A 26797-nucleotide genomic window follows, 5' to 3' on the forward strand; every position below is an offset into this window, starting at 1 on the left:
GCATGGGAGAGACGCCATGAACACGACGAGCCCGATGCCCGTCGCGGCCACGCAGGAGGAGCGCTGGACGCCCTATCGCCACCCTCAACCGAAGGAATCGCCGCCGGAGCTGATCGTCCCCAATGTGATCCCGACTGACGAACGCGTCTGGGTGCCGGTCGACGACAATGTCTGGTTCCGCCCCCTGCTCTTCTGCGTGTCGCGCGGCTACTGGATGAACCTGCTCAAGGTCCGCCGTGCCGGCGTGCTCTCGCGCCACCGCCACCCGCTGCCGGTCCATGGCTATGTGCTGAAGGGCAAGTGGCGCTACCTGGAGCATGACTGGGTCGCGACCGAGGGCGCCTATGTCTATGAGGCGCCCGGCGAGACGCATACGCTGGTGGTCGATCCCGATGTCGAGGAAATGATCACCATGTTCCAGGTGAACGGCGCGATGATCTATGTCGACCCGGACGGCAAGTGCCTCGGCTATGACGACGTCTTCACCCGCATCGACAAATGCCGCGCGCACTACGCCCAGAACGGGCTGGGCGCGGAGTACGTTGATCAGTTCATCCGCTAGGTCGACCTGACGTCATTCTCGGGCGAAGCGAAGCGCAGACCGGAGAATCTCATGACGAGAAGGCTCTGGTTTCCGAGATGCTCGGGTCAAGCCCGAGCATGACGGTGCCTACCGCCCGAGCTTCGCCAGCTCGACCGCCGCGCGCAGCTCGATATGGGCCAGCACCTCGTCGAGGCGCGGATCGTCGGTCGTCTCGCGCCGGAGCGCCAGCGTCGTGCGCAACCGCTCCAGCTCGGAGGGCAACACCCGGCCGGCCAGCAATGCCGCCTTCAGCCGATCGAGCCCGTCGAGCAGGTCGTGACCGCGCCGGGCCTGCCGGCGCTTGCGATCCTGCGAATCCTCCTGCGCCTGGACGGCGAGCAGCGTGTCGAGCGGCCCCGCCGCGCCGACCCCGCTGCTGCGGCTCGCCGTGGCGGAGTCCTGCGTCGGCAGCGAGAAGGACGCGCCGCTCGAGCGCCTCGCGGAACCGGTTGGGCCGGCGTTCGAGACGGGCGCGCGCTGGTCGATCCTGATCATCGGCGGCCTCGCTGGCATCGGGCCGAAAAGGGGGAACCGCTTTTCGGAGAGGTCCGATACGACAAACTGATGGATCGCGATCATGCGCCGATCCAGGCGCCCGGCGATCCAGACCGTCCCAACCTCGCCCGGCATGGTTAACAGCCGGTAAAACACCCGGCAAAAACTGCCGCCCCGGCAGGAACGACAGCCCGACAAGGTTGGCGCGAAGCCCGGAACAGAACTCCAAGCGACTGACAAACAACGCTTTTCAAGTTTGACCGAGCTGGCACGCCGCTCGCAAGGCTCGGGCGACTCGAACTGTCCCTCGGTGCCGCAGCATGTTCCGCAACTCCGCCCTGACGACTCTGCTGAAGCCGCTGGCCGCCCTGCTGGCCGTGGCGATCGGCCTGTCGGCTCAGCCGGTGTTCGCGCTCTCGCGCATCAAGGACCTCGCCGCCGTCGAGGGCGTGCGCACCAACCAGCTGCTCGGCTACGGCATCGTCGTCGGCCTCAACGGCACCGGCGACACGCTGAACAACACGCCCTTCACCAAGCAGTCGCTTCAGGCGATGCTGGAGCGCCTCGGCGTCAACACTCGCGGCGCCAACATGCGCACCGCCAACGTTGCCGCCGTCATGGTGACGGCGAACCTGCCGCCCTTCTCCACCCAGGGCACCCGCGTCGACGTCACCGTCTCGGCGATGGGCGACGCCAAGTCGCTGCAGGGCGGCACGCTGCTGGTCACGCCGCTGCTCGGCGCCGATGGCGAGGTCTACGCCGTCTCGCAGGGGCCGGTCGCGATCTCCGGCTTCTCGGCCGAGGGTGACGCCAGCAAGATCACCCGCGGCGTGCCCACTGTCGGCCGCATCGCCAATGGCGGCGTCGTCGAGCGCGAGATCGACTTCGCGCTGAACAAGCTCTCGACGCTGCGCCTGTCGCTGCGCAATCCGGACCTGACCACGGCCCGCCGCATGGCCGCCGCGATCAACGACTTCATCGGCGGCGACTCGGCCGAGCCGACCGATCCCTCGACCGTCGTCCTGCAGATCCCGCCCCGCTTCAAGGGCAACATGATCAAGCTGCTCACCGATATCGAGCAGCTGCGCGTCGAGCCCGACCAGCTCGCCCGCATCGTCATCGACGAGCGCTCCGGCATCATCGTCATGGGCAAGGACGTGCGCGTCTCCACCGTCGCCGTGGCGCAGGGCAATCTGACCGTCACGATCAGCGAAACCCCGCAGGTCAGCCAGCCCAACGAATTCGCCCGCGGCCGCACCGTGGTGACGCCGCAGACCAGCATCAAGGTCGACACCGAGGGCGGCAACAAGCTCGCGCTCGTCAAGGAGAGCGTCACGCTGGCGGAGCTCGTCGACGGGCTCAACGCGCTGGGCATCGGCCCGCGCGACCTGATCTCCATTCTCCAGGCCATCAAGTCGGCAGGCGCCCTGCAGGCCGAAATCGAGGTGATGTGATGTCCCCCACTCTCGCGCTTCCCGCGGCGAACCTCGCCCTCGGCATCGCCGGCAAGGTCGTCGGCGGCATCGCCGACGCGCTCGACCCCGCCAAGGCCAAGGCGAAGAAGCAGGCCGACGATTTCGAGACGATGTTCCTCGAGCAGATGACCGAGCGGCTTTTCGCCAGCGAGGGCACCGAGGGGCCGCTCGGCGAGAACGGCACCGGCGGCGGCATCTGGCGCTCGCAGCTCAGCCAGCAATATGCGCAGCAGATCCAGAAGGCGGGCGGCATCGGCCTGTCCGACCAGATCCTGCGCGATCTGATCAGCCTGCAGGAGCAGGCCGCCTCCGGAGCCCAGAATGTCGGCCGCTAAGCTCCTGGACGAAAGGCCGCGCATCGCCGACGCGATCGGCGCGCGGGCGCTGATCGAGGCGGTGCTGGAGGCGCTCGGCGCACTCTCGCATCTCGTCGGCGAGGAGACCGAGCTCGTCCGTGCCGGGCGCCTGCCCGAGGCGATGAGCCGCGAGCCGCGCAAGACCGAGCTCGCCGGCGTCTATATGCGCGGCGTCGAGCAGGTGAAGCTGAATGCCGTTGCGCTCGCCCGCTTCGTTCCGGACCAGGTCAAGCGCCTGAAGGAGGCCCACCTCGCCTTCCAGGGTTTGATCGAGACCAACCAGATCGTGCTGGCGACCGCCCGCGCCGTCTCGGAATCGGTGATCCGCGATCTCGCCGCCGACGCCAACAGGCCGATGCGCGCCAATGGCTACGGCCCCGCCGCTTCGGTCGGCGCCGGCGCCTTCGCCCGGCCGAATTCCGGCCCGCTGATGGTCTCGCGGCGCCTCTGAGCGCCGCGCACCTTTGGCGGCGGCGTCCGGCAATCCTCAAAATTTACCTAATTCCCTAACGGCAGATTCAATCTTTTCTACCATTGTTGCCAATGTCGGGTAGGTCTGTCCTGCTTGCGGCAATGGACGAAACCGGCGCGACGGCGCCGTGAACGGCTCCAGAAGGAGTGGTCATGGAGTTTGGCAACGCACCCCGGATCGTGGCCGCGCCCGGCGCACCGCCCGTCGCCCGTTCCGACGTCACGGCCCAGCCCGGCAGCGTCGCCGTCGATCTCCCGCCCGAGAAGACCGTGCAATCCGCCTCCGCCGGGTCGGCCGTCAATGTCGAGGTCAGGGCCGAGGATCGCGATGCGCGCAGCCGCGCCAATGGCGAGCGCCGCGCCTTCGTCAACGACCAGAACGGCCGCGCCGCGAACCGGACGGTCGACGAGACGGTCGAGCGCAAGCTCGTCATCGATCCGCAGACCCGCACGATCGTCATGCAGAAGAAGGATCGCGAGACCGGCGAGACCGTCTCCCAGCTGCCTGACGAGACGCTGCTGAAGCTGCGCGCCTACTCCCGCGAGCTGAGCGAGCGCGCCCGCGAAGACCAGGAGACGCGGCGGCAGGTCGAGCGCGAAGCCTGACCTCAGCCAGCGCCCTTTCCCATCGTCTTCCCGAACCGCCCGCGCCCTGCGCGGGCGGTTTCGCATCTGGCGGGTGCAAGGCCAGGCCACGGATTGGCAGGCGGTTAACCATGGCCCCACAAGCGGCGACCCAACTGCAATTTGCAGGCTGAAATTTACCGCTTGTTACGGGATAAGCCCCAGGTTCACCCGGTCCTGGCCAGAATGGCCATGACGCCAGAAGGCACCTACCAGAAGGTAACAGAAATGGCTGTCTCTCTCTCCGCCGGCGTTCGCAACAACCTGCTGACGCTGCAGAACACCGCCGCTCAGGCCGCCGGCATCCAGAACCGTCTCGCCACCGGCAAGAAGGTCAACTCCGCGGTCGACAATCCGGTGAACTACTTCACCAGCCAGTCGCTGAACAATCGCGCCGACCAGCTCACGGGTCTGCTCGACGGCATCTCGAACGGCATCCAGACCATCCAGGCCGCTTCCAAGGGCATCGATGGCATCACCAAGCTCGTCAACTCGATGCAGTCGACGATCAAGCAGGCCCAGGCCGACGCGGCGCAGAACCGCCCGACGATCACCGGAACGGGCACGAAGCTGGCTTCTGCCTCCGAAGCGGCCGTGACCAGCAAGAGCCTGAAGGACATCGCGCTCGACAAGCGCCTTGGCGCCGCCGGCGAAGTCGGCCCTCCCTATGTCCCCAACACCGCCACCGCCGCGACTGCCAGCTCGGCCGGTGACCTCGGCTTCGACCTGACCGGCGCCGCCGGCACCGATACCGCCGCGGCGATGGTGATCCAGATCGGCCGCGGCGATACGCCGACGGTCGCGAATGGCCAGCTCACGGAAATCGAGCTGACGGTCGACGCGAACACCACCGTCCGCGACGTCGTCAACGCGATCAACAATTCCGGCGTCGCCACCGCCTTCGTCGACGAGAAGGGCCAGCTCAACGTCAAGGGAACCGGCTCGGAGAAGCTGAGCGTCGGTCTGGGCCTCGGCTCGGCCGCTGACGCTGCCGGCCCGCCGGCGGTCCCCGCGGCCGAAGGCGCCCTCGCAGCTGCCCGCACCGCCGCCGGGACCGGCGCCAACAACGCGCTGTTCGGCCTGGACCCCAACGACCGCTCCGCCGGCAAGGCCTCGTCGGGCGTCACCTCGGCGACCCGCTCGAACCTGATCCAGCAGTTCAACGACCTGCGTACGCAGATCGACGAACTGGCCAAGGACTCCGGCTTCAACGGCGTCAACCTGCTCGCCGGCGATCAGGTCTCCCTCGTCTTCAACGAGAAGACCGGTTCCAACCAGAGCAAGATGACGATCCAGGGCTCTGCGCTGACGGCCGACAACCTCGGCATCTCGCAGGCCGGCAACACCCAGCTCGCGACGCAGTTCAACTTCCAGAACGACCTCGACCTGGAGAAGGCCACCGAAGCCCTCACCGGCGCCCTCACCTCGCTGAAGTCCCTCTCCTCGACCTTCGGCTCGCAGCTCTCGGTCGCGCAGACCCGCCAGGACTTCACCAAGGAAATGGCGAACACCCTGAAGGTCGGTGCCGACAACCTCGTCAACGCCGACGCCAACGAGGAAGCTGCCGCTCTGCTCACCCTGCAGACCCGCCAGCAGCTCTCGCAGACCGCGCTCTCGCTGGCCTCGCAGTCCGACCAGGCGGTCCTGCGTCTGTTCTGATCCTTCGTCCGCAGAAGCGGGCAGCCCGCAGAAGGCGGGCCGAAGATGAAAAGGCGGCGGAGCTTCGGCTCCGCCGCCTTTTTCTTTGCCCGCGCCACGACTTCCGCCACGGTAACCTTACCGAGCAAACCGCCCGATTAACCGTTTGTTATACCTAAGGAGTCATGATCGGCCATCACCCGACTGGCGCAGAAGGCGCTTCAGGAACCCGACGATGGCCAATACGATTCTTTCGAGCGGTGTCCGCAACAACCTGCTGACGCTGCAAAAGACCGCAGCCGAGCAGTCCGTGCTCCAGAACCGTCTCGCCACGGGGCGCAAGGTCAATTCAGCCATCGACAATCCGGTGAACTACTTCACTGCCCTGTCGCTCAACGATCGCTCCAGCCAGCTCACCGGCCTACTCGACGGCATCTCGAACGGCATCCAGACCATCCAGGCCGCGTCGAAGGGCATCGACAGCATCACCAAGCTCGTCGGCTCGATGCAGTCAACGATCAAGCAGGCCCAGGCCGACGCCGCCCAGAACCGCCCGACCATCACCGGCACCGGCACGACGCTGGCTTCCGCGACCGAGGCGGCCGCGACCAGCAAGAGCCTGAAGGACATCGCGCTCGACAAGCGCATCGGTGCCGCCGGCGAAGTCGGCCCTCCCTATGCTCCCAACACCGCCACCGCCGCGACTGCCAGCTCGGCCGGCGACCTCGGTTTCGACCTGACCGGCACCACCGGCGCCGCGACCGCGCGGACGATGCTCATCCAGATCGGCCGCGGCGAGACCCCGGTGCCGACCGTCGCGAATGGCCAGTTGACCGAAATCCAGGTCAGCCTGGATGCGAACACCACCGTCCGCGACGTCGTCAACGCGATCAACAATTCCGGCGTCGCCACCGCCTTCGTCGACGAGAAGGGCCAGCTCAATGTCAAGGGCACCGGCTCGGAGACCTTGACGGTCGGAATCGGCCTGGGTGCGTCGGCTGCCGTCGCCGGCCCGCCGGCTCAGACCGATGCCGAGGCTGCCCTCGCCGCCGCCCGCACCGCCGCCGCCGGCGGCACCAGCAACGCGCTGTTCGGCCTCACCATCGGCAATCGCACCAACGGTGTCGATTCCTCCAACATCACGTCCGCCACCCGTTCGAACCTGATCCAGCAGTTCAACGACCTCCGCAAGCAGGTCGACGAACTCGCCAAGGATTCGAGCTTCAACGGCATCAACCTCCTCGCCGGCGACCAGCTCACCATCGCCTTCAACGAGAAGACCGGCGCCAACCGCACCAAGCTCGACATCCAGGGCACCAACCTGACCGCCGACAATCTCGGCATCTCCCAGGCGGTGAATACCCAGCTGGACGGCTACTTCAACTTCCAGAACGACCTCGATCTCGACAAGGCGACGAGCGCCCTCACCGGCGCCCTGACCTCGCTGAAGTCGCTGGCCTCGACCTTCGGCTCGCAGCTCTCGGTCGCGCAGACCCGCCAGGACTTCACCAAGGAGATGGCGAATACCCTGACGATCGGCGCCGACAACCTCGTCCTCGCCGACTCGAATGAGGAAGGCGCCAAGCTGCTCGCCCTCAACACCCGCCAGCAGCTCTCGCAGACCGCGCTCTCGCTCGCTTCGCAGGCGGACCAGAGCGTGCTGCGGCTCTTCGGCTGATCCGGCCGACGCCGGCCCCTCCTCCAGCCAGAAAGCCCAGGCAGACATGGCTCTCAAGGTCGAGCTCAAGCCGCGCGAGCGGATCATCATCGGCCAGGTGGTGATCCGCAACGACGAGCAGCGCACGCGCTTCTTCATCGAGGGCGACGCACCGATCCTGCGCGAGAAGGACATCCTTACGGCCGCCACCGCGGACAGCCCGGCCAAGAAGATCTATTTCGCCATCCAGCTCATGTATCTGGTGCAGGACCCCACGCATCAGCACGAGATCTTCTTCGGTCTCGTCCGCGACTTCCTCGCCGCTGCGCCCAGCGCTCTGCCCTATGTTCACGAGATCAATAACCGCATTTTAAGCGGCGAACTCTACAAGGCTCTCAAGGCTGCCAAAAAGCTGATCGCGTACGAAGCGGAACTGATCGAGCATGCAAAACGGGTTTAACGCCTACGCCGCCGCTGCCAAGGCAGCCCAATCCGTCGTTTCGCCCCGCGAGCTCGAAGCCTCCCTGCTGATCAAGGCCGCCACCCGCCTCCAGGCCGTCGCCGACGACTGGAGCGCGCGCGAGCGGGAACTCGACGAGGCGCTCACCTACAACCGCCGGCTCTGGACCCTGCTGGTCTCCGCCGTGATCGCCGAGGACAACCCGCTCCCGGTCGGAATCAAGACCAATATTCTCGGTCTTGCGAACTTCATCTTCAACCAGACCTTCAAGATCGCCGCCGACCCGAAGCCGCAGAGCCTCGGCGTGCTCGTCAGCATCAACCGCGACATCGCCGCCGGCCTGCGCGGGCGCTGACGCCCCGCTCCGGTCCGCCGGAAGCTTCGCTCAAAATGAAAACGCCGCCCCGACCCGGGCGGCGTTTTCGTTTTGGCGTCCTGGCGCGTGTTCAGAGATAGTTCGTGAGCGACATCCGCGAGAGCATCGAGGTCACCTGGTAGCTCGCCTGCAGCCGCGTCTGCAGCGCCAGGATCTGCGTCGCGACCTCCTCGGTCGTGACGTTCTCGACACCGGCGAGAGTCGTCGTCAGATAGTTCTTCGTGCTCTCGTGGCGCTCCTTCGCATTGGCGAGCGCCGTCTGGGCCGAGCCGAACTCGGTGATGATCTCGGCCGGCTTCTGCGTCTTGCCGCCAAAGCCGAGCTTGTCGCTGACGCGCGTGGTCATCGCCTCGTAGCGTGCCTGGGAGCTCGGCTCATCCGCCGGGAAGTTCTCGAGCGTCATGATCGCGAACTGGGCGAGGCCGACGCGGAACGCCTCCTCATTCGCCCGCGCGCCGGTGCCGACCGTCTGACCCTGGTCGATCTGCACCGAGGCAGTGCCGCGGGAGGACGGGCTCACCACGATCGTCCGCGTGTCGAGAGCAGGATCGTTCTTGTCGAGCGGAAGGATGCCGTCTTCGCCCCGATACCAGATCACCGTGTTGTCGATCGCGCCGACCTTCGTCGGGGGAGCGATCGCGTTCTCGAAGTCCGGCCCCGGGACGCGTGCCGGCGGGTTGTTGAGGCTGCCGGCAAAGAAGTTCTGGGCCGCCACCTGTGAGGACGCGGCCGAAAGCGTCGTCTTGGCCTCGTTCTGGAGGGCCGCATCGATCGACGTCTTCAGATTCGCCGCCGTCGTATCGAGGTCGGCGCCGATCTCGAAGGAATCGGTATTCGAACCCGTCGTCCCGGGCGCGCGCGCGGTCAGCGTGATCTGCTCCTCGGAACCATCGGGCAGCTTCAGCGTGATGTTGACCTTGTCGCCGGGCTTGGGCTGGTCCGTGACCGCAATCGAGAAGGCTGCCTTGGAACCGGCCGGCGTCGGCGTCTCCGGCTGAACCGAAATCCCGGCCCCGATCGAAGCGATAGTTCCAATCTTGAAGCCATAGTCGTGGTCCGCATCCGACAGCAGGACCGTCGTGGTTCCATTCATCCCCGTCGTCAGCCGACCCATCTTGCCGGTGCCGAGATCGGCCAGCCTGCGCTCCTCGATGAGTTGCTTCAGCCCGTCCTTGCCGGCCCCGTCGCCGTTCATGATCTCGTCGAAGTTCGCCGTCGGCTGGGTGTCGGAGGTCCGGCCGGAGAACAGGTAGCGGCCGTTGACCGCCATATTGAGCAGGTCGAGCGTCTGCTTGAATTTTTCCTCGGCCAGCACCTGCGGCGCGGAGCGGCCGCTGGCGCTCGGCACATAGCTGTTGGAGCGCATGTCGTTGCGCGTCTCACTGGTGAGCTTGGCGAAATTCTCGACCGCCTGCGAGGAGAGCTTCAGATTGACGTCGCTCAGCTGGATGCCGCTCAGCCAGGAGTCCAGCGCCGAGATCTTGCCGTTGATGTCCAGGCTGAGGCGGCGATCGATGCCGAGGTCGCCATAGCTCGTGCTGCGCTGCTTGGTGTCCAGCTGGCGCGTGAGATCATCGAACTGCGCGCGGGTCGAGGCGAATTCGTTGGGCTTGGCCGCGCGATAGGCACCGGTTCCATAGGAGGTGATGGTCATGGCGGGCTCACACTCTCAGCAGCACGTCCATCATCTCCTTGACGGTGGAGATGATGCGGGCATTCGCGGCGTAGGCGGTCTGCAGCTCGATCAGCATCGACATTTCCTGGTCGACATTGACCTGGGCGGTCTCCTGGAAGCGGCTCTGGATTGAGGCGAGCGCGACCTGCTGCCCCTCGTCGAGCCGCTTGGCGGCCTCCACGGCCTGTCCCTGCGCTGAGACCACGCGCTGGACGAAATTGGTGATCGTGCCGGAGAACGGCGCGGTCGCCCCGTCCGGCGAGGAGCGGTTGTCGAAGCTGCGGACGCTGCCCGTCAGCCGGTCGTAGAGCGCGCTCGGGCGCGTCGTATCGCCGGCCGGCGTGCCGGCGGGGCCGACCAGCAGCGACCTGTCGCTGATGATGTCGCTGTTGACCGAGATGCGCCCGGCCAGGCCGACCTTGCGTGCGGCCTCGTCATAGGACGCGACATAGGGCTTGTTCCCCGCATCCACGAAGAGGGGCAACCCGGGTGTCCCGGCATCGGCGGCAGTGACCGTGGTCTGGGCGCCGAGCCCTGAGACGCGGCCGCCCGGCTCGGTGATGCGCAGCAGCGAGCCGCTCGGGTTCGCGACGGTGAAACCGGTCGCGCCGTTCGCGTCGAGCGCCGCCTGGATCTGCGTGGCGACCGCCGCCGGGCCGGCCGAGAAATCGATCGCGATGACCTTGTTGTTCGGATCGGTGCCGATCGGCAGGGTCGTCCCGGCGGGCGCGTTGACGAAGGTGAAGCGCTGCGCGGGACCTGCCGGCGTCGGCACGTAGTCGAATGTCAGCGTGTTGAGCTGCTGCTTGGTGACGTCGAAGCCGAGGTCGAGATCGAGGCCGGTCCGGGCCGCGGGCGCCGGCGGATACGCCGCGCTCTGAATCGAGTTCTCCGAGAGCGCCTTCGCCATCTGCGCGGCGATCTCGTCGAGCTGCGCCTGGGCCTGGACCAGCGTCTTGTCGCGCAGTTCGATGTTCGCTGCGATCTCGCCCGACCGGAAGATCCGGTTGGCGATCGCGTCCGAGACGTTGCCGGACGCGTCCTTCATCTTGATCGTGCCGACGCCGCGTAGCGCCGGATCGGTGCTCCACTGATCGTCCGGCCCGAGCCCGGTATGCTCGTCGAAGCTGAAGGTGACGGCCGCCTGCCCGTCGAAGAGCTGCGTCCCCGAGCCCGTCACGATGCTGACCGAGCCGCGCGCATCCTCGGTCGTCTTGATGTCGACGTATTGCGAAAGCTCGGAGAGGATCAGGTCGCGCTGGTCGCGCAGGCTCGCCGTCGCGCTGTCGTTCGGGCTCGCCACGATCCGGGCGTTGACCTTGGTCAGCGCGCCGAGCAGGTCGTTGACCTTGGCCACCCCGGTGGCGATGCCGTTCTCGGCCTGGCTGCGCAGCGCCTGCACGCCGTTCGAGAGCGTGTTGAGCTGGCGTGCCAGCTGCGTCGCGGAATCGATCACCTGCGAGCGCAGGCTGTAGGAGGACGGATCGTTCTGCAGCGACTGCAATGCGCTGGTGAACTTGTTGAAGATGGTGTCGAGCGCGGTCGCGCTGCCCGGCGCGCCATAGAGCTTGTCGAGGTTGGAGAGAGCGCTCGCCCGCGTCGAGGTGTAGGCGGCGCCCGAGGCCTCCTGCCAGAGCTGGTGCTGGACGATCTTGTCGAGCAGTCGCTGGACCTGCGTGCTCTGCACGCCGATGGTGAGCCCCGACAGGCTGTCGGCGGTCGAGACGGACCGCCGGACATAACCGGTCGTGCCGGCATTGGCGACGTTCTGCGAGACGACGCCGATGCCGACTTGCGTGGCGTTGAGCCCGCCGATCGCCGTGTTGAGGGAAGTACTCAGCCCCATCGCCAACTCCTGTTGCGAGAAGCGGCCCTTCTGGGCCGCAACCTAGGCAGACGCGCCGCTCAGCGGATGATGTTGAACACCGAGCTCAACATCTCCTGCGCGGTGGTGATGACCTTGGTGTTCGCCGAATAGGCCTGCTGCGTGACGATCATCTTCGAGAACTCGTCGGCGATGTCGGTGTTCGACTGCTCGACCGAGCCGCCGACCAGCTGCGAGGTGCCGAGGCCGATGATCGGCGGGCCGGATTCGATCGTCTCCTCGAAGGCGCCGCCGTCGAGCCGCTTGAGCGCGTTGTCGGCGTTGAAGCGCGCCACCGAGAGCTGCGCCAGGGCCACGACCTGGCCGTTGCTGAAGGTGCCGATCACTTGGCCTTCGGCCGAGACCGAGACGCGGTCGAGCGTGCCGGCGGTATAGCCGTCCTGGCGGATGCTGCGGGCGTCGATCTGGCCGCTGACGTCGCCGTTCTGGGTCAGGCCGTTGCCGCCAGTGGTGAGGTTGATGCCCTGGACCCTCGTCCCGCCGATGGTGATGTCGGGCAACGCGATATTGCCGTCGGCGGGCGACGTCATCTGGCCGGTGGGGCCGAAGGTGATGTTGTCGGTGGCTTTGACATAAGCCACCTGGCCGGTGCCCGCGCCGGTGTTCTGCGCGACGAACAGGCTCCACGTATCCTCGACGGCGGGAACGGGCGGCACCGCCGCCGGGTCCCCCGGCGTGGCATTGGCGGTCTTGGCCCAACGCAGCTCGACGCTGGTGGCGCGCCCGAGCTCGTCATAAACGGTCACCGACCCGCCCGGGATCGAGCTGGACAGGAAGTTGGTGATGTTCTGCCCCAGGACCGCGTCATAGGGAGCTGCGCCGCCCGCCGAAACGGAGGTGCCGTCCAGAAGCTCGGACCCGGGCGCGGTGCTGTCGGCGCGGTTGGTCTTCGGATAGGCCGGGATATTGGCGCGATACTCGATCGACGTCGTCGCCTTGGCCGGGAACTGCTCCTTGGTGATGCGCAGCACCTCCGGCTGGGTGCCGATGAGCTGGCCCGTCACCTGATCGATCTTGAGGCCCTTCAGGTAGTAGCCGGCGCCGTTGACCAGATAGCCGTTGGCGTCGAAGTCGAAATCGCCGCGGCGGGTGTAGAGGTTCTGGTTGGCGAACTGGGTGTTGGCGCCGACGCCGCTCGCCCGCTGGTCGACCACGAAGAAGCCGTCGCCGTTGATCGCGACGTTGGTGTCGATGCGGGTGGCGTTGAGATCGCCCTGGATCGAATTGGTCGCCTGGCTGAAGGCGGCGACCGAGCCGGCGATCTGTCGGTTGAGCGCCGCATCCGGCACGAGATCGGCAAAGGTCGTGTCGACGCGCTTGTAGCCGGCCGTCCGCGAATTGGCGATGTTTCCGGAGATGTTCTCGAGCGCATAGGACTGCGCCGTCATCCCCGAAACCGCCGTCGTCAGCGCACTGAAAACACCCATGGAACCCTCACCTCGACCGGCGGCCCCCCAAGGGCTGCCCACAACTTCGCGGCGGGAACTGCATGGCGCGTGCCATGCCGGCATTCCTGTGATTTCAGCGGGTTACATCGTTTACGAAAGATTGTCCGGCGGTAACGACCGGGCAGATTCGCCCGACCCGGCAGAATCTGCCCGGTCCGGTCAGGCTTCGCCGTCCTTGCTGCCACGCCAGGAGGCGAGATCGCCGGCCACCTCCGCCAGGGAGGGCGGGCGCGCCTCCACGAAGGGCAGAGGCCGGCAGACCGCGAGCGCCGCGAGCCCGATGCGGGCCGTCAGCATGCCGTTGATCACGCCCTCGCCGAGCTTCGCCGAAAGCCGGGCTGCGAGCCCCTGGCCGACGACCTGCTGGATCACGGCATCGCCCGCCGCGATGCCGCCGGTCAGGACGAGATGGTTCATCACCTGCCGCGCCAGCCTGAGCAGGCCGAGCGTGCCGGGCCGCCCGGCATAGATGCCGGCGATCGAGCGCAGCAGCCGGGCGCAGGCCACGAGCACGAAGGCGACGTCGATCAACGCGCGCGGGCTGACCGCCGTGACCAGCGAGACGCGGCGCGCGGCGATCGCGATCTGCGCCTGAGCCGCCTCGTCGAGCGGCACGAGCAGGCTGCGCTCCGCCACCGTCAGCATGTCGCGTGCCGCAAAGAGCTGCGGCAGCGCCTCCTGCAGCGCGGCCCGGCCTTGCGCCGTCTGTGCCCGGCCCTTGTAGAGTCCGACGAGTTCCTCCGCGATCGCGCGGCCCTCGTCCGGCGTGCCGCCCGCGAGTGCCTGTGTCGCGCGTTCGCGCAGCGCCTCGACCTTCCGCTCGCGCAGGATGTCGCGCAGCACGCGCGCCAGCATCACGAGGAGGGCCAGCGCCGCGACGGCCGCACAGACCAGGGCGGCATAGCCGAGCGCCGGATTCTGGCTCATCAGCGCGGCGATGGTGTTCTCGATCCAGACGCCGGCCGCCAGCGCCAGAAAACCCGAAAGCCCGGCGACGAACAGCGTGCCCCAGGAGAAGCCGCGCTTCGCCGCAGGCGCGACAACGAGCTCTGCCGCGTCGATCGGCTCGCTCTCCGGCAGGATCGCGACAGCGCCCCGGCGGATCGCGCCGTCGCCGACGATCTCCTCCTGCCCCGGATGGTCGAGGCGGATCGCGCGCGGTGCCTTGCTCATGGTCGGAATCCGCTCACCGCAGCCTCCTCATGCCAGCCTGTCGCCGATCAGGAATTCGAGCGCACGGTCGAGGCGGATCTGCGGCGGCGGCTTCGAGCGCCCGCCGGCATCCGGCGCAACCAGCGGCGGCCGGAAGCGCGGCGCCCGCACCTGCCAATGCGCTTTCGGATCGAAGATCGCCTCGGGCCGCTCCGGCAGTTCGCCCGGAAAGATCGCCGCCTCGGCCAGGCCGTCGAAGACCTGCCCGTCGATCTCCTCGCCCGCTTCCGGCACCCCGGCGATGGCCGGCAATTCCTCGCGGCCTTGCCTGATCCGGACCTCATGGGTCGCCCGCACCGCCGCGAGCGCCATCGCCTCGACACGCGCGCCCGCTCCCTGCGCCCGCGAAAGCGCCCGCCCGACCAGATGCGACATCACCGCCGCCAGCCGGTCATGGCTGCTGTGATGGATATGGTCGGCCTTGGTCGCAGCGAAGAGCACCCGCTCGATGCGCGGCGCGAACAGGCTCGACAGCCAGGAATTGCGGCCGACGGAAAAGGCTGCGAGCGCCTGCCCCAGCGCGGTTTCGAGATCGGCCAGCGCGGGTGCGCCGGCATCGAGCGCCGCCAGCACGTCGACGAGCACGATCTGCCGGTCGAGCCGGGCGAAATGATCGCGGAAGAAGGGGGTGACGACGACGCGCTTATAGGCCTCGAAGCGCTCCGCCATCAGCCCGGCCAGCGTGCCGGGCCTCGGCTCGCGGTCATGGCCGAGATCGAGCGGGGCGAAGGTCAGCGCCGGCGAGCCGTCGAGATCCCCCGGCATCAGGAAGCGGCCCGGCGGCGTCACCGCCACCGCTTCCGGGTCGGCCCGGAGCCGCGCCAGATAGCTCTTGAACAGGTCGCTCGCCGCCTCGGCCGCAAGCTCGTCCGGCGGCCCGTCGGGATCGCGCGACGGCAGGTCTGCGAGCCAGGCCTCGGCGGCGGCGCGGCGATGGGCCTTGCGGGCATCGGCCACGGCCTGCGCCGACCAGGTCTTGTAGTCCTGCCCGATCAAGGCGAGGTCGAGCAGCCATTCGCCGGGATAGTCGACGATGTCCAGCGTCAGGGTTGCCGGGCCCTTGAACCAGCCGGCGGCGCGTTCATAGTCGATCTCGACGCGCAATTCCGAGATGCGGCGCGTCGAATCCGGCCAGCGTCGGTCCGCGCCGTTCATCGCGGCGCGATGGGCCTCGTAGGGAAAACGCGGCACGTCCGGATCGGGCTGCGGCACCAGCCGCACCCGGGCGATGCGCCCTTCGGACGCCGCCTTCAGCACGGGCAGCTTCGCGCCTTCCATCAGGTTCTGGATCAGCGCCGTGGTGAAGACGGTCTTGCCCGAGCGCGACAGGCCGGTGACGCCGATGCGCAGGCGCGGCCGCGCCAGCCCGAGCAGGCTGTCGCCGAAAGCCAGCGCCGCATTGCGGGCATTGTCGAGATAGGAAGCGTCGCTCATGCAGAGGAAGCGCTGGCGGCCGTGCCGGGCGGCCGACGTCGCGGGCGCCTTCTCATTCGTCCGGCCCCTCGCCGAGCGAAGCCGGGGTGACGAAGCGGTCGAGCCTTCCGCCGCGCTCGGCGACATCGCGCCAGTCATCGACGGCGAAGTCGAGCACGGCGAGCCCGCAGGTCGGGTATTTCTGGCTCATCCGTGCCGCCGCATAGCGGTCGCCATGGCCGGTCAGCAGCGTCGCCAGTTCGACGAAGCCCGGATTGTGGCCGATCATCAGCAGGGTGCGGACATCGCCCTCGATCTCCTGCACGACATCGAGCAGGCGCTCGACCTTGGCTTCGTAGATGCGCGGCTCGTATTGCGTCGCCGGCTTCTCCGCCAGCATGGGGGCGACCAGTTCCCAGGTCTCGACCGTGCGCTTCGCCGGCGAGATCAGCACGAGATCGGGCAGGAGCAGTTCCTCGGCGAGATAGCGCCCCATCACGGGGGCGGCTTCCCGGCCGCGCGTGGCGAGCGGTCGGTCGCGGTCGGCCACACCGGTAGGCCAGTGGGATTTGGCGTGGCGCAGAAGCATGAGGCGTCGCATGGCAAGAACCTAATCGCGACCGCTCGGTTTTGCGAGCCCTTCCGCGGTGGGAAGCGCGGCTGCCAGCATTGCGAACAACCGGCCCGCATTCCTGTCGAGAAGGGCTTGCCTGCCCCCCTCGCCTCCCAGGAAATCGAGGGCACCGTCGATCAGCAGCGTCGAGAAGCCGTGGACGACGGACCAGGCCAGCAGCACCTCCGGCAAATCGGGCTCGAGGACATGGATCGCAGGCTTCTCGCCGGGCGGCGCAAGGGGCGGCAGGCCACGGCTCAGCCGCACCTCGCGCACGAGGATGCCGAAGGCGCGTGTCGCAGCCGCCCTGAAGGCCGGATCCAGCCGGTCCATGTCGCGCTGGCCGAAGACGACCCGAAACCGCCCGGGATTGCCGAGCGCCGTCTCGACATAGGCCCGTGCGATCGCAGCCAGACGATTGCCTCCCTGCTCCTCCGCAGCCGTGATCGCCGCTTCCATCGCCGTCGCGAGATCGTCGAAGCCCAGCGTCGCGATCGCGGTCAGCAGCCCGGTCAGATTGCCGAAATGATGGGAAGGCGCCGCCGGCGAAACCCCCGCCCGCCTGGCGCATTCGCGCAGGGTGAAGCCGCCGAGGCCGCGCTCGGCCAGCACGTCCTCCGCAGCCGCGATCATCGCCTGGCGCAGGGCGCCGTGGTGGTAGTGCCCACGCGCGGGGCGGGACGTCGCTTCGGCCATTGCGCTCTCTGCGGATCTTAACAGCGTCAAAATTATCTTGACGCTGTTAAGATATAGCGCCAGAAACATCCTGCAACTAAACACTGTTAAGTTCGGAGGGTGTCATGCCGGTCCTGACTCTCGATGCTGCTTTCTCCAGCGCCGGCCAGCTGGCCATGAGCGGCTGGCTGCTCCTGATCGTGGCGCCGCGCTGGCGCATCGGGCTCACCATCGCCGGCATTGTCGTGCCGGTGCTGCTCTCGATCGGCTATCTCGTCCTGATCGCGGTGAATTGGCACGATGCGCAGGGCGGCTTCTCATCGCTCGATGACGTCGCCAGCCTTTTCGCCGCACGGCCGCTGCTGCTGGCGGGCTGGGTTCACTACCTCGCCTTCGACCTGCTGATCGGGGCCTGGCTGCTCCGCAGCGCGCAGCGCGAGGGCGTGCCGCATGCGGCGATGATCCCCGTGCTTGCCCTGACCTTCCTCTTCGGGCCGGCCGGCTATCTGCTCTACCAACTCATCCAGGCCTGCCGGCGGATCGCGAGCGAGGACCGCATCCCGCGCTTCCTCGCCCGCCTGCCCGCCCCGTTCCGCGTGCTCGAATGGGAGCCGCGGCTGACGGCGGCGGGGATTGCGATGCTGCTGCTCGCCATCCCGACCGCGCTCGCCTACGCCGCCGATCCGCGCCTCTTCACCGGCGACAATGTCTGGCTGAAGCCACTGAAATTCGAGATCTCGATCGCGATCTACCTGCTCTCCTTCGCGGTCCTGCTGCCGCTGACCAGCGAGCGCTTCCAGCGCTCCCGGCCCGGCCGCTTCCTGGTCTGGCCGGTGATCGCCCTGCTGTTCTTCGAGCTCGTCTACATCGCCTGGCGCGCCTCGCGCGGGGAAGCCTCGCACTACAACCGCGACAGCCTCGCCGCCATTGTCCTCTACGCCGCGATGGGGGTCGCCGCCGTGCTCTTCACCGCGGCGAGCGGGCTCCTCGCTTATGGCCTCGCCCGCAAGGATGCGGTGCCGCTGCCGCCGGCACTGCGCCGCGCGCTCATTCTCGGCCTCGCCTTGACATGCGTTCTCGGCATCCTCTCCGGCGCCGTCCTGAGCGCGGCCGGCGCGCACACGGTCGGCACGCCCGCGCCTTCGGCGGCCGTCGTCCCCTTCTTCGGCTGGTCGCTGAGCGCGGGCGATTTGCGCGTCGCCCATTTCCTGGCCCTGCACGCGATGCAGATCCTGCCCGTCTTCGCGTTGGTCGCCTCGGCGCTTGGCAGGGCGGCGGCGCCGCTGGCGGTCGATGCCTTCGCCCTCGTCTATGGCTGTGCGACGGCTGCGGCCCTGGTCGCGGCGCTCAACGCCCGCCCCCTGCTCGGGATCGGCTGAAGCATGTGACGCCGCCCGGCGACGACGCCGGCGATGTGCGTGGGTCAATCCTCGGCGGCTTCGGGACCTGGCTCGTAACGCAGCAGATCGCCCGGCTGGCATTGCAGCACGTCGCAGATGCGCGACAGCGTGTCGAAGCGCATGCCGCGCACCTTTCCCGACTTGAGCTGCGAGACCTGCTGCTCGGTCAGGCCGATCCGCTGGGCGAGTTCCTTCGAGCGCATCTTGCGACGCGCCAGCATGACATCGAGTTCGACGACGATCGGCATGATGTCGGCTTACACGAAACTCTGGTTCTCGTCCGAGAGCCGGATCGCCTCCCGCAGGACGAGCCCGAAGGCGATGAGGGTCGCTCCCGCGGCCAGGGCGGCGAAAATACCGGGGTCGAGCATCAGCGCGATCTGCCTTTGGCCCTCCGGATTGTCGAAGGTCAGCGCCACGCTCTGCGCGGCGCGGACAATTGGCGTCGCCGCGCCGAAACCCGCCAGAAGCCAGCCCACGCGCAGCAGGCCGGCGGCGTTCTCCTCGACCAGAACCCGCCCCTCGCCGAAGGCCCGAAACAGCCGCCCCAGCCGCAGCATCGCCAGGACGAAGAGCCCGGCCGGGAGCCAGGCGAGCGCGAACGCCGCCCAGTAGCCCCGTGCCGACGGCATCACCGGGCCGGAGACGATGCCGATCGCGCTGCGGGCATGGCGGGCAAGCGCTTCCGGATCGGTCCACAGCCAGATCAGGCCGAAGAGCATGAGCAATCCTGCGGCATAGCTGAAGGCGCGTGCCCATCGGCTGACGCTGCGCAGGCGATCGCTCGTCTCCCGGGAGAATGCGGAAGCCGGCAGGGATGAGACGGGCATGATTCTTCCCTCGATTGACAAAATTAAACTAATAGATGAATTTTTGAATGTCAAAAGCTGATTCAAAGGTTCCCATGCGTACCGCCACGCCTGCCTGCCTCCTTCTTGCCGGCCTGCTCGCCGGCTGCGGGCATGTCCCGCTGACCTCCCTGCCGAAACTGTCGAAGGTCGACATCCGCACGACCCGGCTCGCCGAGCTGAGGGCCGGCGTCAGCCTGCCGGCCAACATCCGCCCGCTTCCGGGCGGCATCGCCATGACGATCGTGGCCCTGCCGCAGGACGGCGGCCGCCACGAACGCAAGGTGGTGCTGGAGGAGGTGCGCGATGCGAGCGAGCTGGCGAAACTGCCGGTGGTGGCGACGCCCGGACGGCGCTTCGCCGTGTTCAGATTGAGCGACGGCGACGCTGCCCGCGTCAGCGCTTTCCGGGACGAAATGTTCGTCGGGCCGCAGAACAGCGGCAATCGCGGCAGCCTGGCACTGATGGCCGATAAGGCCTGCCGGCTCGGCGACCTCTCCGGCAAGCCGATCCCGATGACGAGCTATCTGAAGACGTCGGAGACGCAGGACTATGTCCTGCTGACGCGCGACGTCGATCTGCGCGAGGCCGTCGGGGAGGCCGATCCGAAGGTCGATCTGGCCACCGCGATCCCGCCCTGCGAGGCGGTCCCTGGCCTCAGCGGCTCTCGCGCCGCGCCATGAAGGCGAGCTTCTCGAACAGCGAGACGTCCTGCTCGTTCTTCAGCAGCGCGCCATGGAGCGGCGGGATCAGCTTGCGCGGGTCGCGCTCGCGCAGCACCTCCGGCCCGATATCCTCGGCGACGAGCAGCTTCAGCCAGTCGAGCAGCTCGGAGGTCGAGGGCTTCTTCTTGATGCCGGGGACCTCGCGCACCTCGAAGAACAGGCGCAGCGCCTCCTCCATCAGCCGCTTCTTGATGCCCGGGAAATGCACCTCGACGATCTGCTGCATCGTCTCGGCGTCGGGGAAGCGGATGTAGTGGAAGAAGCAGCGGCGCAGGAAGGCGTCCGGCAGCTCCTTCTCGTTGTTGGAGGTGATGATCATCACCGGCCGCTGCGCCGCCTTGATGGTCTCGCCGGTCTCGTAGACGTGGAATTCCATCCGGTCGAGCTCGAGCAGCAGGTCGTTGGGGAACTCGATATCGGCCTTGTCGATCTCGTCGATCAGCAGCACCGGCCTCGCCGGCGCGGCGAAGGCCTCCCAGAGCTTGCCGCGCTTGATGTAGTTGGCGATGTCCGAGACGCGGGGATCGCCGAGCTGGCTGTCGCGCAGGCGGCTCACCGCGTCATATTCGTAGAGGCCCTGCTGCGCCTTGGTCGTCGACTTGATGTGCCAGGTGATCAGCGGCGCGCCGAGCGCGGCTGCGACCTCCTCCGCCAGCACGGTCTTGCCGGTGCCGGGCTCGCCCTTCACCAGCAGCGGGCGCTCCAGCCGGATCGCGGCATTCACGGCCACCGTGAGGTCTTCTGTCGCGACGTAGTTCTCGGTACCGGCAAAGCGCATGATCGTTCCTTCTGAGCGAGCGGACGCTAACCCATCCCGGGCGGGCGCGAAAAGCCCTCGCTGCCGCCATCTGAGCCCTCTTGCCTAAGCGCTCGGCAGGCAAGGCGAATTTCTTCCCGCCAGGGCGATTCGAAGGTTGTGTTGCGCCGCCGCAAACCGCAAGAATTGCGGCACCGCCCAGCCTCTTCGAATCGCAAGGTCGCCCCGTGGCCTCCACCGTCGATCCTTCCGTCTTCAAGGACGCCGTCGTCGTGCTCGCGACGGCCGGGGTGATCGTGCCGCTGGCCAAGAGCCTCAAGGTCAACTCGATCATCGCCTTCGTCGCCTGCGGCGCGCTGCTCGGCCCCTATGGGCTCGGCGGCCTGGCATCCTCGATTCCGCTGCTGCGCAGCATCACCGTCTCGAACCCGGAGGCGCTGGCCGGCCCGGCCGAGCTCGGCGTCGCCTTCCTGCTCTTCGTCATCGGGCTGGAGCTCTCCTTCGAGCGCCTGATGACGATGAAGCGCCTGGTCTTCGGCCTCGGCCTCGGCCAGGTCGGCCTGAGCGCGGCGGCAATCGGGCTCGTCGCCTATGCGGTCGGCCAGCCAACGACGGCGGCCCTGATCATCGGCTTCGGCCTCGCCCTCTCCTCGACCGCGATGGTCGTGGAGCTCCTCGCCGCCAAGCGGCGGATGACGACTTCGGCCGGCCGCTCCAGCTTCGCGATCCTGCTCTGCCAGGATCTCGCGGTCATCCCCCTGCTCTTCCTGATCAACGTCCTCGACGCGCAGAACGGCGCCGGTTCGCTGCTCGCGGGCCTGGCCCAGGCCTTCATCCAGGCGATCGCCGCCATCGCCACCATCATCGTCATCGGCCGGCTGGCGCTGCGGCCGCTCTTCCGCCTGGTCGCCTCGACCGAGTCGACCGAGAGCTTCATGGCGGCGACCCTGCTGACGGCGCTTGGCACCGGGCTGATCGCCGCCGCCGCCGGCCTCTCCATGGGGCTGGGCGCCTTCATCGCCGGGCTGCTGCTGGCCGAGACCGAGTTCCGCCGCGCCATCGAGGTCACGATCGACCCGTTCAAATCGCTGCTGATCGGCGTCTTCTTCCTCACCGTGGGCATGGGCGTGAACCCGGCCGAGATCGCCGCCAGCCCGCTGGCCATCCTCGCCGTCGCAGCCGGGCTGCTGCTGGCCAAGGCGGCGATCATCTTCGTGCTGGCGCGCCAGTTCCGGCTGTCCAGCGCGACCTCCCTCGAGACCGCGATCCTGCTCGCGCCGGGCGGTGAGTTCGCCTTCGTCCTACTCAACGCCGCCACCGGGGCCGAGCTGATCGACCACAGCGCGACCAGCGTCGCGCTCGCGGCCGTCTCGCTCACCATGGTGACGCTGCCGCTGCTCGCCCGCATCGCGCGCAATCTCGCCCAGAAGCTCGCGCCGGCCGTCGTCCTGCCCGACGAGGCGGCCGTCCTGCCGCCCGCCGATCATGCGCCGCGCGCGATCGTGGTCGGCGGCGGGCGCGTCGGCCGGCTCGTCGCCTCGATGCTGGACGAGCACGGCAAGTCGCACATCGTCATCGACTCGGACGCGTCGCTGATCACGGCCCAGCGCCGGGCCGGCCGCCCGGCCTTCTACGGCGACGCGACCAGGCCGGAATTCCTGCGCCTTTGCGGCCTTGAGGAAGCCACCGCGCTGATCGTCACGATCGACAATACCCGCGCCGTCGACGCCATCGTCCAGGCCGCCCGCACGCTGCGGCCCGACATCGTCATCGTCGCCCGCGCCCGCGACGCGGCCCATGCCCGCCATCTCTACGAGATCGGCGTGAACGACGCCGTGCCCGAAACCATCGAGGCGAGCCTGCAATTGTCGGAGGCGGCGCTGGTCGGCCTCGGCGTGCCGATGGGCCTGGTTATCGCCTCGGTGCATGAACGGCGCGACGGCTTCCGCGCCCAGCTCAAGCCGTCAGGCGCCGCGGCAGCCCCCGCGCTTCCGCGCCACGCGCGCTCGCGAAGGCTGTGAAGCCCGCGGTCGAGGCGGCCTCGGCCTCGCGCGGCAGATAGCCGGCCTGCTGCGCCACCCGCCTGATATGGCCGTAGAACTGCGCCGCACTGCTCGCCCAGCTATGGCGGGTCGCGAGCTCGAGGCAGGCCTCGCGCGGAACCCTGAGCGCCTGCATCGCAGCCCCGCGCAGATCCGCGTCGAGCACCGCCGCGCCGCTGCCGGCGAAGACATCGCGCGGTCCCTGGACCGGGAACGCCGCCACCGGAAGGCCGCTCGCCGCCGCCTCCAGCAGCACGATGCCGAAGGTGTCGGTCAGGCTCGGGAAGACGAAGACATCCGACGAGGCATAGATCGCCGCTAGCTCCTCGCCCTGCCTGACACCGAGAAAATGCGCCTCCGGATAGGCGCGCTGGAGATCTGCGCGCGCCGGGCCGTCCCCGACCACCACCTTGCTGCCCGGCAGCCTGAGCGACAGGAACGCCTCGAGATTCTTCTCCACCGCCACGCGCCCGACGCTGAGGAAGATCGGCCGCGGCAGGTCGAGCACGCTCTGCGGGCGCGGATGGAACTGTCCGAGATCAACGCCCCGGCCCCAGCGCACCAGCTTCTCGAAGCCGTTGGCGCGCAGCTCCTCCTCCACCGTCGCAGTCGAGACCATGACGGCGGCGGCGGGCGCATGGAAGCGCCGCAGCAGCCCGTAGCTCCAGCTTTCGGGAATGGGCCAGCGCGCCGCGATATATTGCGGGAAGCGCGTATGGTAGCTCGTGGTGAAGGGTCGCTTCTGGGCGAGACAGACGGCGCGCGCCAGCCAGCCGATCGGCCCTTCCGTCGCGATATGGATATGGTCCGGCCCGAATTCGGCGATCCGGGCCGCGAGCGCCCGGCGCGTCGCCAGCGCCAGCCGGATGTCCGGGTAGCTCGGCAGGCCGATCTGGTGGAAGCCCTCCGGCGTCAGCGCCTGCGCCGTCACGCCGAAATCCGGCGCCGCCTGGATCATCCGCTCCAGCGAACGCACGACGCCGTTGATCTGCGGGCGCCAGGCGTCGGTGGCGACGAGGACGCGCATCACGCCGCCTCGATCAGATCCGGCACGGAGACAGGGCGTGCCGGCACGACGACCGGCATCGCCGTCTCGCCCTTCAGCCGGCCCTGCGGCCAGCGGATCAGCTCGAAGCGCCCGTCGTAATGCTCGACGAAGGCGGTGCAGCTTTCGACCCAGTCGCCGGTGTTGATGTAGGTCAGCCCGTCGATCTCGCGATAGGCCGCGTGGTGGATATGGCCGCAGATCACGCCGTCGGCATCGTGCCGGCGGGCCTCGGCGGCGAGGCAGGTCTCGAACTCGCCGATATAGTTCACGGCATTCTTGACCTTGTGCTTGGCCCAGGCCGAGAGCGACCAGTGCGGCAGCTGCAGCCAGCGGCGCACCTTGTTGAGGGCCATGTTGAGCCCGAGCGCGACCGTGTAGGCCCAGTCGCCGAGCAGCGCGAGCCATTTGGCGTTGCGCACCACGAGGTCGAACAGGTCGCCATGGATCACGAGCAGGCGCCGGCCGTCGGCCGTCTCATGGACGATCTCGTCGACCAGCGTGATGCCGCCGAATTGCAGCCCCGTGAAATCGCGCAGGAAATCGTCGTGATTGCCGGTGACGTAGATCAGCTTCGCGCCCTTGCGTACCTTGCGCAGCAGCTTCTGGATCACGTCGTTATGTGCCTGGGGGAAGTACCAGCCGCTCTTCAGGCGCCAGCCATCGATGATGTCGCCGACGAGATAGATGGTCGGCGCGTCGTAGGCGCGCAGGAACTCCAGCACGAGATCGGCCTGTGCCCCACGTGTCCCCAGATGCAGATCCGAGATGAAGATGCTGCGAACCTGCTTCGCGTCGTCCTCGTCGGCCATGCCGGAAAGCTCCCGCTGCTGCGTTGCTCGCGGCGTGTGTCTGATTTGCGTTGCGCTTTGATGACGGCGCGGCCAATCCATGGTCTGGGTAGGGGCATCACACGCTTCCCCGACTGATCGGAGCACGTCATGGATCTCGGAATTGCCGGCCGCACGGCCATCGTCTGCGCCTCCAGCAAGGGGCTTGGCCGCGGTTGCGCCGAAGCGCTGGCCCAGGCGGGCTGCACCGTGGTGATCAACGGCCGCGACGCCACCACGCTCGAGGCCACCGCCGCCGCGATCCGCGCCGCGACGGGCGCGACCGTCATCGCCGTCGTCGCCGACGTCTCGACCAAGGCCGGCCAGGACGCCCTGCTGGCGGCTGCGCCCAATCCGGACATCCTCGTCAACAACAATGGCGGCCCGCCGCCCAAGCCCTTCCGCCAGGTGACGCGCGAAGGGCTGCTCGAAGGCGTCGTCCAGAACATGGCGACCCCGCTGGAGCTGGTGCAGCGCGTCATCGACGGCATGGTCGAGCGTGGCTTCGGCCGGATCGTCAACATCACCTCGGCCAGCGTCGTGACCCCGCTGACCGGGCTCGACGTCTCCTCGGCCGCTCGCGCCGGCCTCACGGCCTTCCTCTCGGGCGTCGCCCGCGAGGTCGCGCATGCCAACGTCACCATCAACAACATCCTGCCCGGCGTCTTCGACACCGACCGGATCAAGGTCGCAACCGTCAAGGCGGCCGAGATGCAGGGCATCAGCATGGACGAAGCCGTGAAGCGCCGGCTCGCGGCGGTCCCCGCCGGCCGCCTCGGCACGCCCGACGAGTTCGGCAAGCTCTGCGCCTTCATCGCCAGCGCCCATGCCGGCTATCTCACCGGCCAGAACTTCCTGATCGACGGCGGCGCCTTCCGCGGAACGTTCTGACGAACGTCACCGTCATTGCGAGCGCAGCGAAGCAATCCAGGGGCGGCTGCGCTCGACGTCCCCTGGATTGCTTCGTCGCTTCGCTCCTTGCAATGACGGCTTGGTTTCCCTCGCCCACCGCCTAGCCGGGTTGCAGAGTTCTCGCTTCGCTTCCCGGCTTCGACATGCTCTAAGGAGCAACGGTTTCGCTCGAAACCGTTCGAGCTCTCGGCCGCGCGCTTTGTCCCCTCTTCTCGGCATCACCCTCAAGCTGGTCTCGGCGCTGGCCTTCACGCTGATGTCGGCAGCCATCAAGTCGATCTCCACGCGCTATCCGACCGGCGAGATCGTCTTCATCCGCTCCTTCTTCGCGATGATCCCCCTGCTCCTCTGGCTCGCCTGGCGCTCCGAGCTGCCGGCGGCGCTGAAGACGAGCAATCTGCGCGGCCATCTCAAGCGCGGCATCATGGGCTCGACCGGCATGTTCTGCGGCTTCGCGGCGCTGCAGTTCCTGCCGCTCTCCGAGGCCGTCGCCATCGGCTATGCCGCGCCGCTCGCCGTCGTCGTGCTCGCCGCGCTGGTGCTCAAGGAGCGCGTCCGCATCTATCGCTGGAGCGCGGTGACGATCGGCTTCGTCGGCGTGCTGATCATGCTCTCGCCGCATCTCGGCGCCGGCAGCCATCCCGTCGGCGGCAATGCCGCGCTCGGCGCGGCGCTCGGTCTCGCCGGCGCCTTCTGCTCGGCCTTCGCCTCTGTCGAGGTCCGCCTTCTCACCCAGACCGAGCGCACCGGCGCCATCGTCTTCTACTTCATGCTGCTGACCAGCCTGCTCGGCCTCTCCACCATCCTGCTCGGCTGGAACATGCCGGATCTCAAGGACGCGCTGCTGATGCTCGTCATCGGCATCCTCGGCGGCCTCGGCCAGATCCTGATCGTGCAGGCCTATCGCTATGGCGACGCCTCGCTGATCGCACCCTTCGAATATTCGACCATGCTCTGGGCGGTCGCGATCGGTTGGTTCTGGTTCGGCGAATGGCCGGCGGCGGCGATCCTTGTCGGCGCCTTCATCGTCGTCACCTCCGGCATCTACGTGATCCTGCGCGAACGCCAGCTCGGCCTGGCGCGGCGCGAGCAGCGCGAGGTCGGCCCCAGCCGGATGACCTGAGCGCCTGACGCGGCCTTCCCGACCCGACCTGTCGTCGACGATCTGGCATTGTTCGCTTG

The 26797-nt window shown here is 68.0% G+C and carries 27 protein-coding genes; 14 read left to right on the forward strand and 13 right to left on the reverse strand.

The features are described from left to right. Positions 1 to 16: 16 nt before the first annotated feature. Positions 17 to 562, forward strand: a complete 546-nt coding sequence (locus B5Y19_RS00370) for a 2,4'-dihydroxyacetophenone dioxygenase family protein (RefSeq protein ID WP_079590944.1) — start codon at positions 17 to 19, stop codon at positions 560 to 562. Between the two features lie 108 nt (positions 563 to 670). Here the strand turns inward: B5Y19_RS00370 and B5Y19_RS00375 are convergent, their stop codons facing one another. Next, positions 671 to 1078 carry a flagellar assembly protein FliX gene (locus tag B5Y19_RS00375; RefSeq protein WP_244555433.1) on the reverse strand — a complete coding sequence of 136 codons (408 nt, stop codon included), beginning with the start codon at positions 1076 to 1078 and terminating at the stop codon, positions 671 to 673. Positions 1079 to 1398: 320 nt separating this feature from the next. Between B5Y19_RS00375 and B5Y19_RS00380 the strand changes: the two genes are divergently transcribed. The 8 genes from B5Y19_RS00380 to flaF all read left to right on the forward strand — a co-directional run bounded on the left by B5Y19_RS00380 (position 1399) and on the right by flaF (position 8114). Next, positions 1399 to 2532 (forward strand): flagellar basal body P-ring protein FlgI, encoded by a 1134-nt coding sequence (locus B5Y19_RS00380; protein WP_055728976.1) that lies wholly within the window; start codon positions 1399 to 1401, stop codon positions 2530 to 2532. After that, on the forward strand, positions 2532 to 2888 hold the full coding sequence (locus tag B5Y19_RS00385) for a rod-binding protein (RefSeq protein ID WP_055728975.1): 357 nt from the start codon (positions 2532 to 2534) through the stop codon (positions 2886 to 2888). Before B5Y19_RS00380 ends, B5Y19_RS00385 begins: the two co-directional genes overlap by 1 nt. After that, a complete protein-coding gene (locus B5Y19_RS00390) occupies positions 2875 to 3360 on the forward strand; it encodes a hypothetical protein (RefSeq protein WP_055728974.1) in 486 nt (161 codons plus the stop codon). The genes B5Y19_RS00385 and B5Y19_RS00390 overlap by 14 nt, the downstream gene beginning before the upstream one ends. Before the next feature lie 173 nt (positions 3361 to 3533). Next, positions 3534 to 3986 carry a hypothetical protein gene (locus B5Y19_RS00395; protein ID WP_055728973.1) on the forward strand — a complete coding sequence of 151 codons (453 nt, stop codon included), beginning with the start codon at positions 3534 to 3536 and terminating at the stop codon, positions 3984 to 3986. 246 nt (positions 3987 to 4232) lie between these two features. Next, on the forward strand, positions 4233 to 5663 hold the full coding sequence (locus B5Y19_RS00400) for a flagellin N-terminal helical domain-containing protein (protein WP_055729002.1): 1431 nt from the start codon (positions 4233 to 4235) through the stop codon (positions 5661 to 5663). Positions 5664 to 5877: 214 nt separating this feature from the next. Further along, complete coding sequence (locus B5Y19_RS00405; RefSeq protein ID WP_055728972.1) at positions 5878 to 7320, forward strand: flagellin N-terminal helical domain-containing protein; 1443 nt, start codon at positions 5878 to 5880, stop codon at positions 7318 to 7320. Between the two features lie 46 nt (positions 7321 to 7366). Continuing rightward, positions 7367 to 7759: a flagellar biosynthesis repressor FlbT gene (flbT, locus tag B5Y19_RS00410; protein ID WP_055728971.1), complete on the forward strand. Its 393-nt coding sequence runs from the start codon at positions 7367 to 7369 to the stop codon at positions 7757 to 7759. Beyond that, positions 7743 to 8114 carry a flagellar biosynthesis regulator FlaF gene (gene flaF / locus B5Y19_RS00415; protein ID WP_055728970.1) on the forward strand — a complete coding sequence of 124 codons (372 nt, stop codon included), beginning with the start codon at positions 7743 to 7745 and terminating at the stop codon, positions 8112 to 8114. Before flbT ends, flaF begins: the two co-directional genes overlap by 17 nt. Before the next feature lie 91 nt (positions 8115 to 8205). Here flaF and B5Y19_RS00420 read toward each other — a convergent pair whose 3' ends face one another. The 7 genes from B5Y19_RS00420 to B5Y19_RS00450 all read right to left on the reverse strand — a co-directional run bounded on the left by B5Y19_RS00420 (position 8206) and on the right by B5Y19_RS00450 (position 17077). Beyond that, positions 8206 to 9789, reverse strand: a complete 1584-nt coding sequence (locus B5Y19_RS00420) for a hypothetical protein (protein WP_055728969.1) — start codon at positions 9787 to 9789, stop codon at positions 8206 to 8208. A gap of 7 nt (positions 9790 to 9796) precedes the next feature. Next, positions 9797 to 11656 carry a flagellar hook-associated protein FlgK gene (gene flgK, locus B5Y19_RS00425; protein WP_055728968.1) on the reverse strand — a complete coding sequence of 620 codons (1860 nt, stop codon included), beginning with the start codon at positions 11654 to 11656 and terminating at the stop codon, positions 9797 to 9799. A 59-nt stretch (positions 11657 to 11715) separates the two neighbouring features. After that, positions 11716 to 13122, reverse strand: a complete 1407-nt coding sequence (locus B5Y19_RS00430; RefSeq protein ID WP_055728967.1) for a flagellar hook protein FlgE — start codon at positions 13120 to 13122, stop codon at positions 11716 to 11718. 180 nt (positions 13123 to 13302) lie between these two features. Continuing rightward, the gene (locus B5Y19_RS00435; RefSeq protein WP_055728966.1) at positions 13303 to 14316 is read right to left on the reverse strand and encodes a YcjF family protein; all 1014 of its coding nucleotides are present in this window, start codon (positions 14314 to 14316) and stop codon (positions 13303 to 13305) included. A gap of 27 nt (positions 14317 to 14343) precedes the next feature. Continuing rightward, the gene (locus B5Y19_RS00440) at positions 14344 to 15789 is read right to left on the reverse strand and encodes a YcjX family GTP-binding protein (protein WP_055729001.1); all 1446 of its coding nucleotides are present in this window, start codon (positions 15787 to 15789) and stop codon (positions 14344 to 14346) included. Between the two features lie 52 nt (positions 15790 to 15841). Then, positions 15842 to 16369, reverse strand: coding sequence for a SixA phosphatase family protein (locus B5Y19_RS00445; protein ID WP_055728965.1), 528 nt, complete (start codon positions 16367 to 16369; stop codon positions 15842 to 15844). Positions 16370 to 16378: 9 nt separating this feature from the next. Beyond that, positions 16379 to 17077 carry a TetR/AcrR family transcriptional regulator gene (locus B5Y19_RS00450; protein ID WP_055728964.1) on the reverse strand — a complete coding sequence of 233 codons (699 nt, stop codon included), beginning with the start codon at positions 17075 to 17077 and terminating at the stop codon, positions 16379 to 16381. 104 nt (positions 17078 to 17181) lie between these two features. Between B5Y19_RS00450 and B5Y19_RS00455 the strand changes: the two genes are divergently transcribed. Further along, a complete protein-coding gene (locus B5Y19_RS00455) occupies positions 17182 to 18435 on the forward strand; it encodes an ABA4-like family protein (RefSeq protein WP_079590947.1) in 1254 nt (417 codons plus the stop codon). Between the two features lie 44 nt (positions 18436 to 18479). Here B5Y19_RS00455 and B5Y19_RS00460 read toward each other — a convergent pair whose 3' ends face one another. Beyond that, positions 18480 to 18704 (reverse strand): helix-turn-helix domain-containing protein, encoded by a 225-nt coding sequence (locus B5Y19_RS00460; RefSeq protein WP_055728962.1) that lies wholly within the window; start codon positions 18702 to 18704, stop codon positions 18480 to 18482. Positions 18705 to 18713: 9 nt separating this feature from the next. Further along, positions 18714 to 19286: a DUF2975 domain-containing protein gene (locus B5Y19_RS00465; protein ID WP_079590948.1), complete on the reverse strand. Its 573-nt coding sequence runs from the start codon at positions 19284 to 19286 to the stop codon at positions 18714 to 18716. A gap of 74 nt (positions 19287 to 19360) precedes the next feature. Here B5Y19_RS00465 and B5Y19_RS00470 point away from each other — a divergent pair, with 74 nt between their 5' ends. Next, complete coding sequence (locus B5Y19_RS00470) at positions 19361 to 19987, forward strand: hypothetical protein (RefSeq protein WP_055728960.1); 627 nt, start codon at positions 19361 to 19363, stop codon at positions 19985 to 19987. Here B5Y19_RS00470 and B5Y19_RS00475 read toward each other — a convergent pair. Then, complete coding sequence (locus B5Y19_RS00475) at positions 19962 to 20807, reverse strand: AAA family ATPase (protein WP_055728959.1); 846 nt, start codon at positions 20805 to 20807, stop codon at positions 19962 to 19964. The genes B5Y19_RS00470 and B5Y19_RS00475 overlap by 26 nt on opposite strands. Positions 20808 to 21013: 206 nt before the next feature. Between B5Y19_RS00475 and B5Y19_RS00480 the strand changes: the two genes are divergently transcribed. Then, positions 21014 to 22807 (forward strand): cation:proton antiporter domain-containing protein, encoded by a 1794-nt coding sequence (locus tag B5Y19_RS00480; protein ID WP_055728958.1) that lies wholly within the window; start codon positions 21014 to 21016, stop codon positions 22805 to 22807. Here the strand turns inward: B5Y19_RS00480 and B5Y19_RS00485 are convergent. Further along, positions 22743 to 23855, reverse strand: coding sequence for a glycosyltransferase family 4 protein (locus B5Y19_RS00485; protein WP_079590949.1), 1113 nt, complete (start codon positions 23853 to 23855; stop codon positions 22743 to 22745). The genes B5Y19_RS00480 and B5Y19_RS00485 overlap by 65 nt on opposite strands. Beyond that, complete coding sequence (locus tag B5Y19_RS00490; RefSeq protein ID WP_055728957.1) at positions 23855 to 24685, reverse strand: UDP-2,3-diacylglucosamine diphosphatase; 831 nt, start codon at positions 24683 to 24685, stop codon at positions 23855 to 23857. The genes B5Y19_RS00485 and B5Y19_RS00490 overlap by 1 nt, the downstream gene beginning before the upstream one ends. Before the next feature lie 129 nt (positions 24686 to 24814). On the opposite strand from B5Y19_RS00490, the gene B5Y19_RS00495 reads away from it, so the two are divergent. After that, entirely contained in the window at positions 24815 to 25594 is a 780-nt protein-coding gene (locus B5Y19_RS00495; RefSeq protein ID WP_055728956.1) for an SDR family oxidoreductase, read from the forward strand. Between the two features lie 220 nt (positions 25595 to 25814). After that, entirely contained in the window at positions 25815 to 26738 is a 924-nt protein-coding gene (locus tag B5Y19_RS00500) for a DMT family transporter (RefSeq protein WP_079590950.1), read from the forward strand. Positions 26739 to 26797 lie beyond the last annotated feature (59 nt).

The sequence above is a fragment of the Allobosea thiooxidans genome, assembly GCF_900168195.1.
Classification (GTDB): Bacteria; Pseudomonadota; Alphaproteobacteria; order Rhizobiales; family Beijerinckiaceae; genus Allobosea; species Allobosea thiooxidans.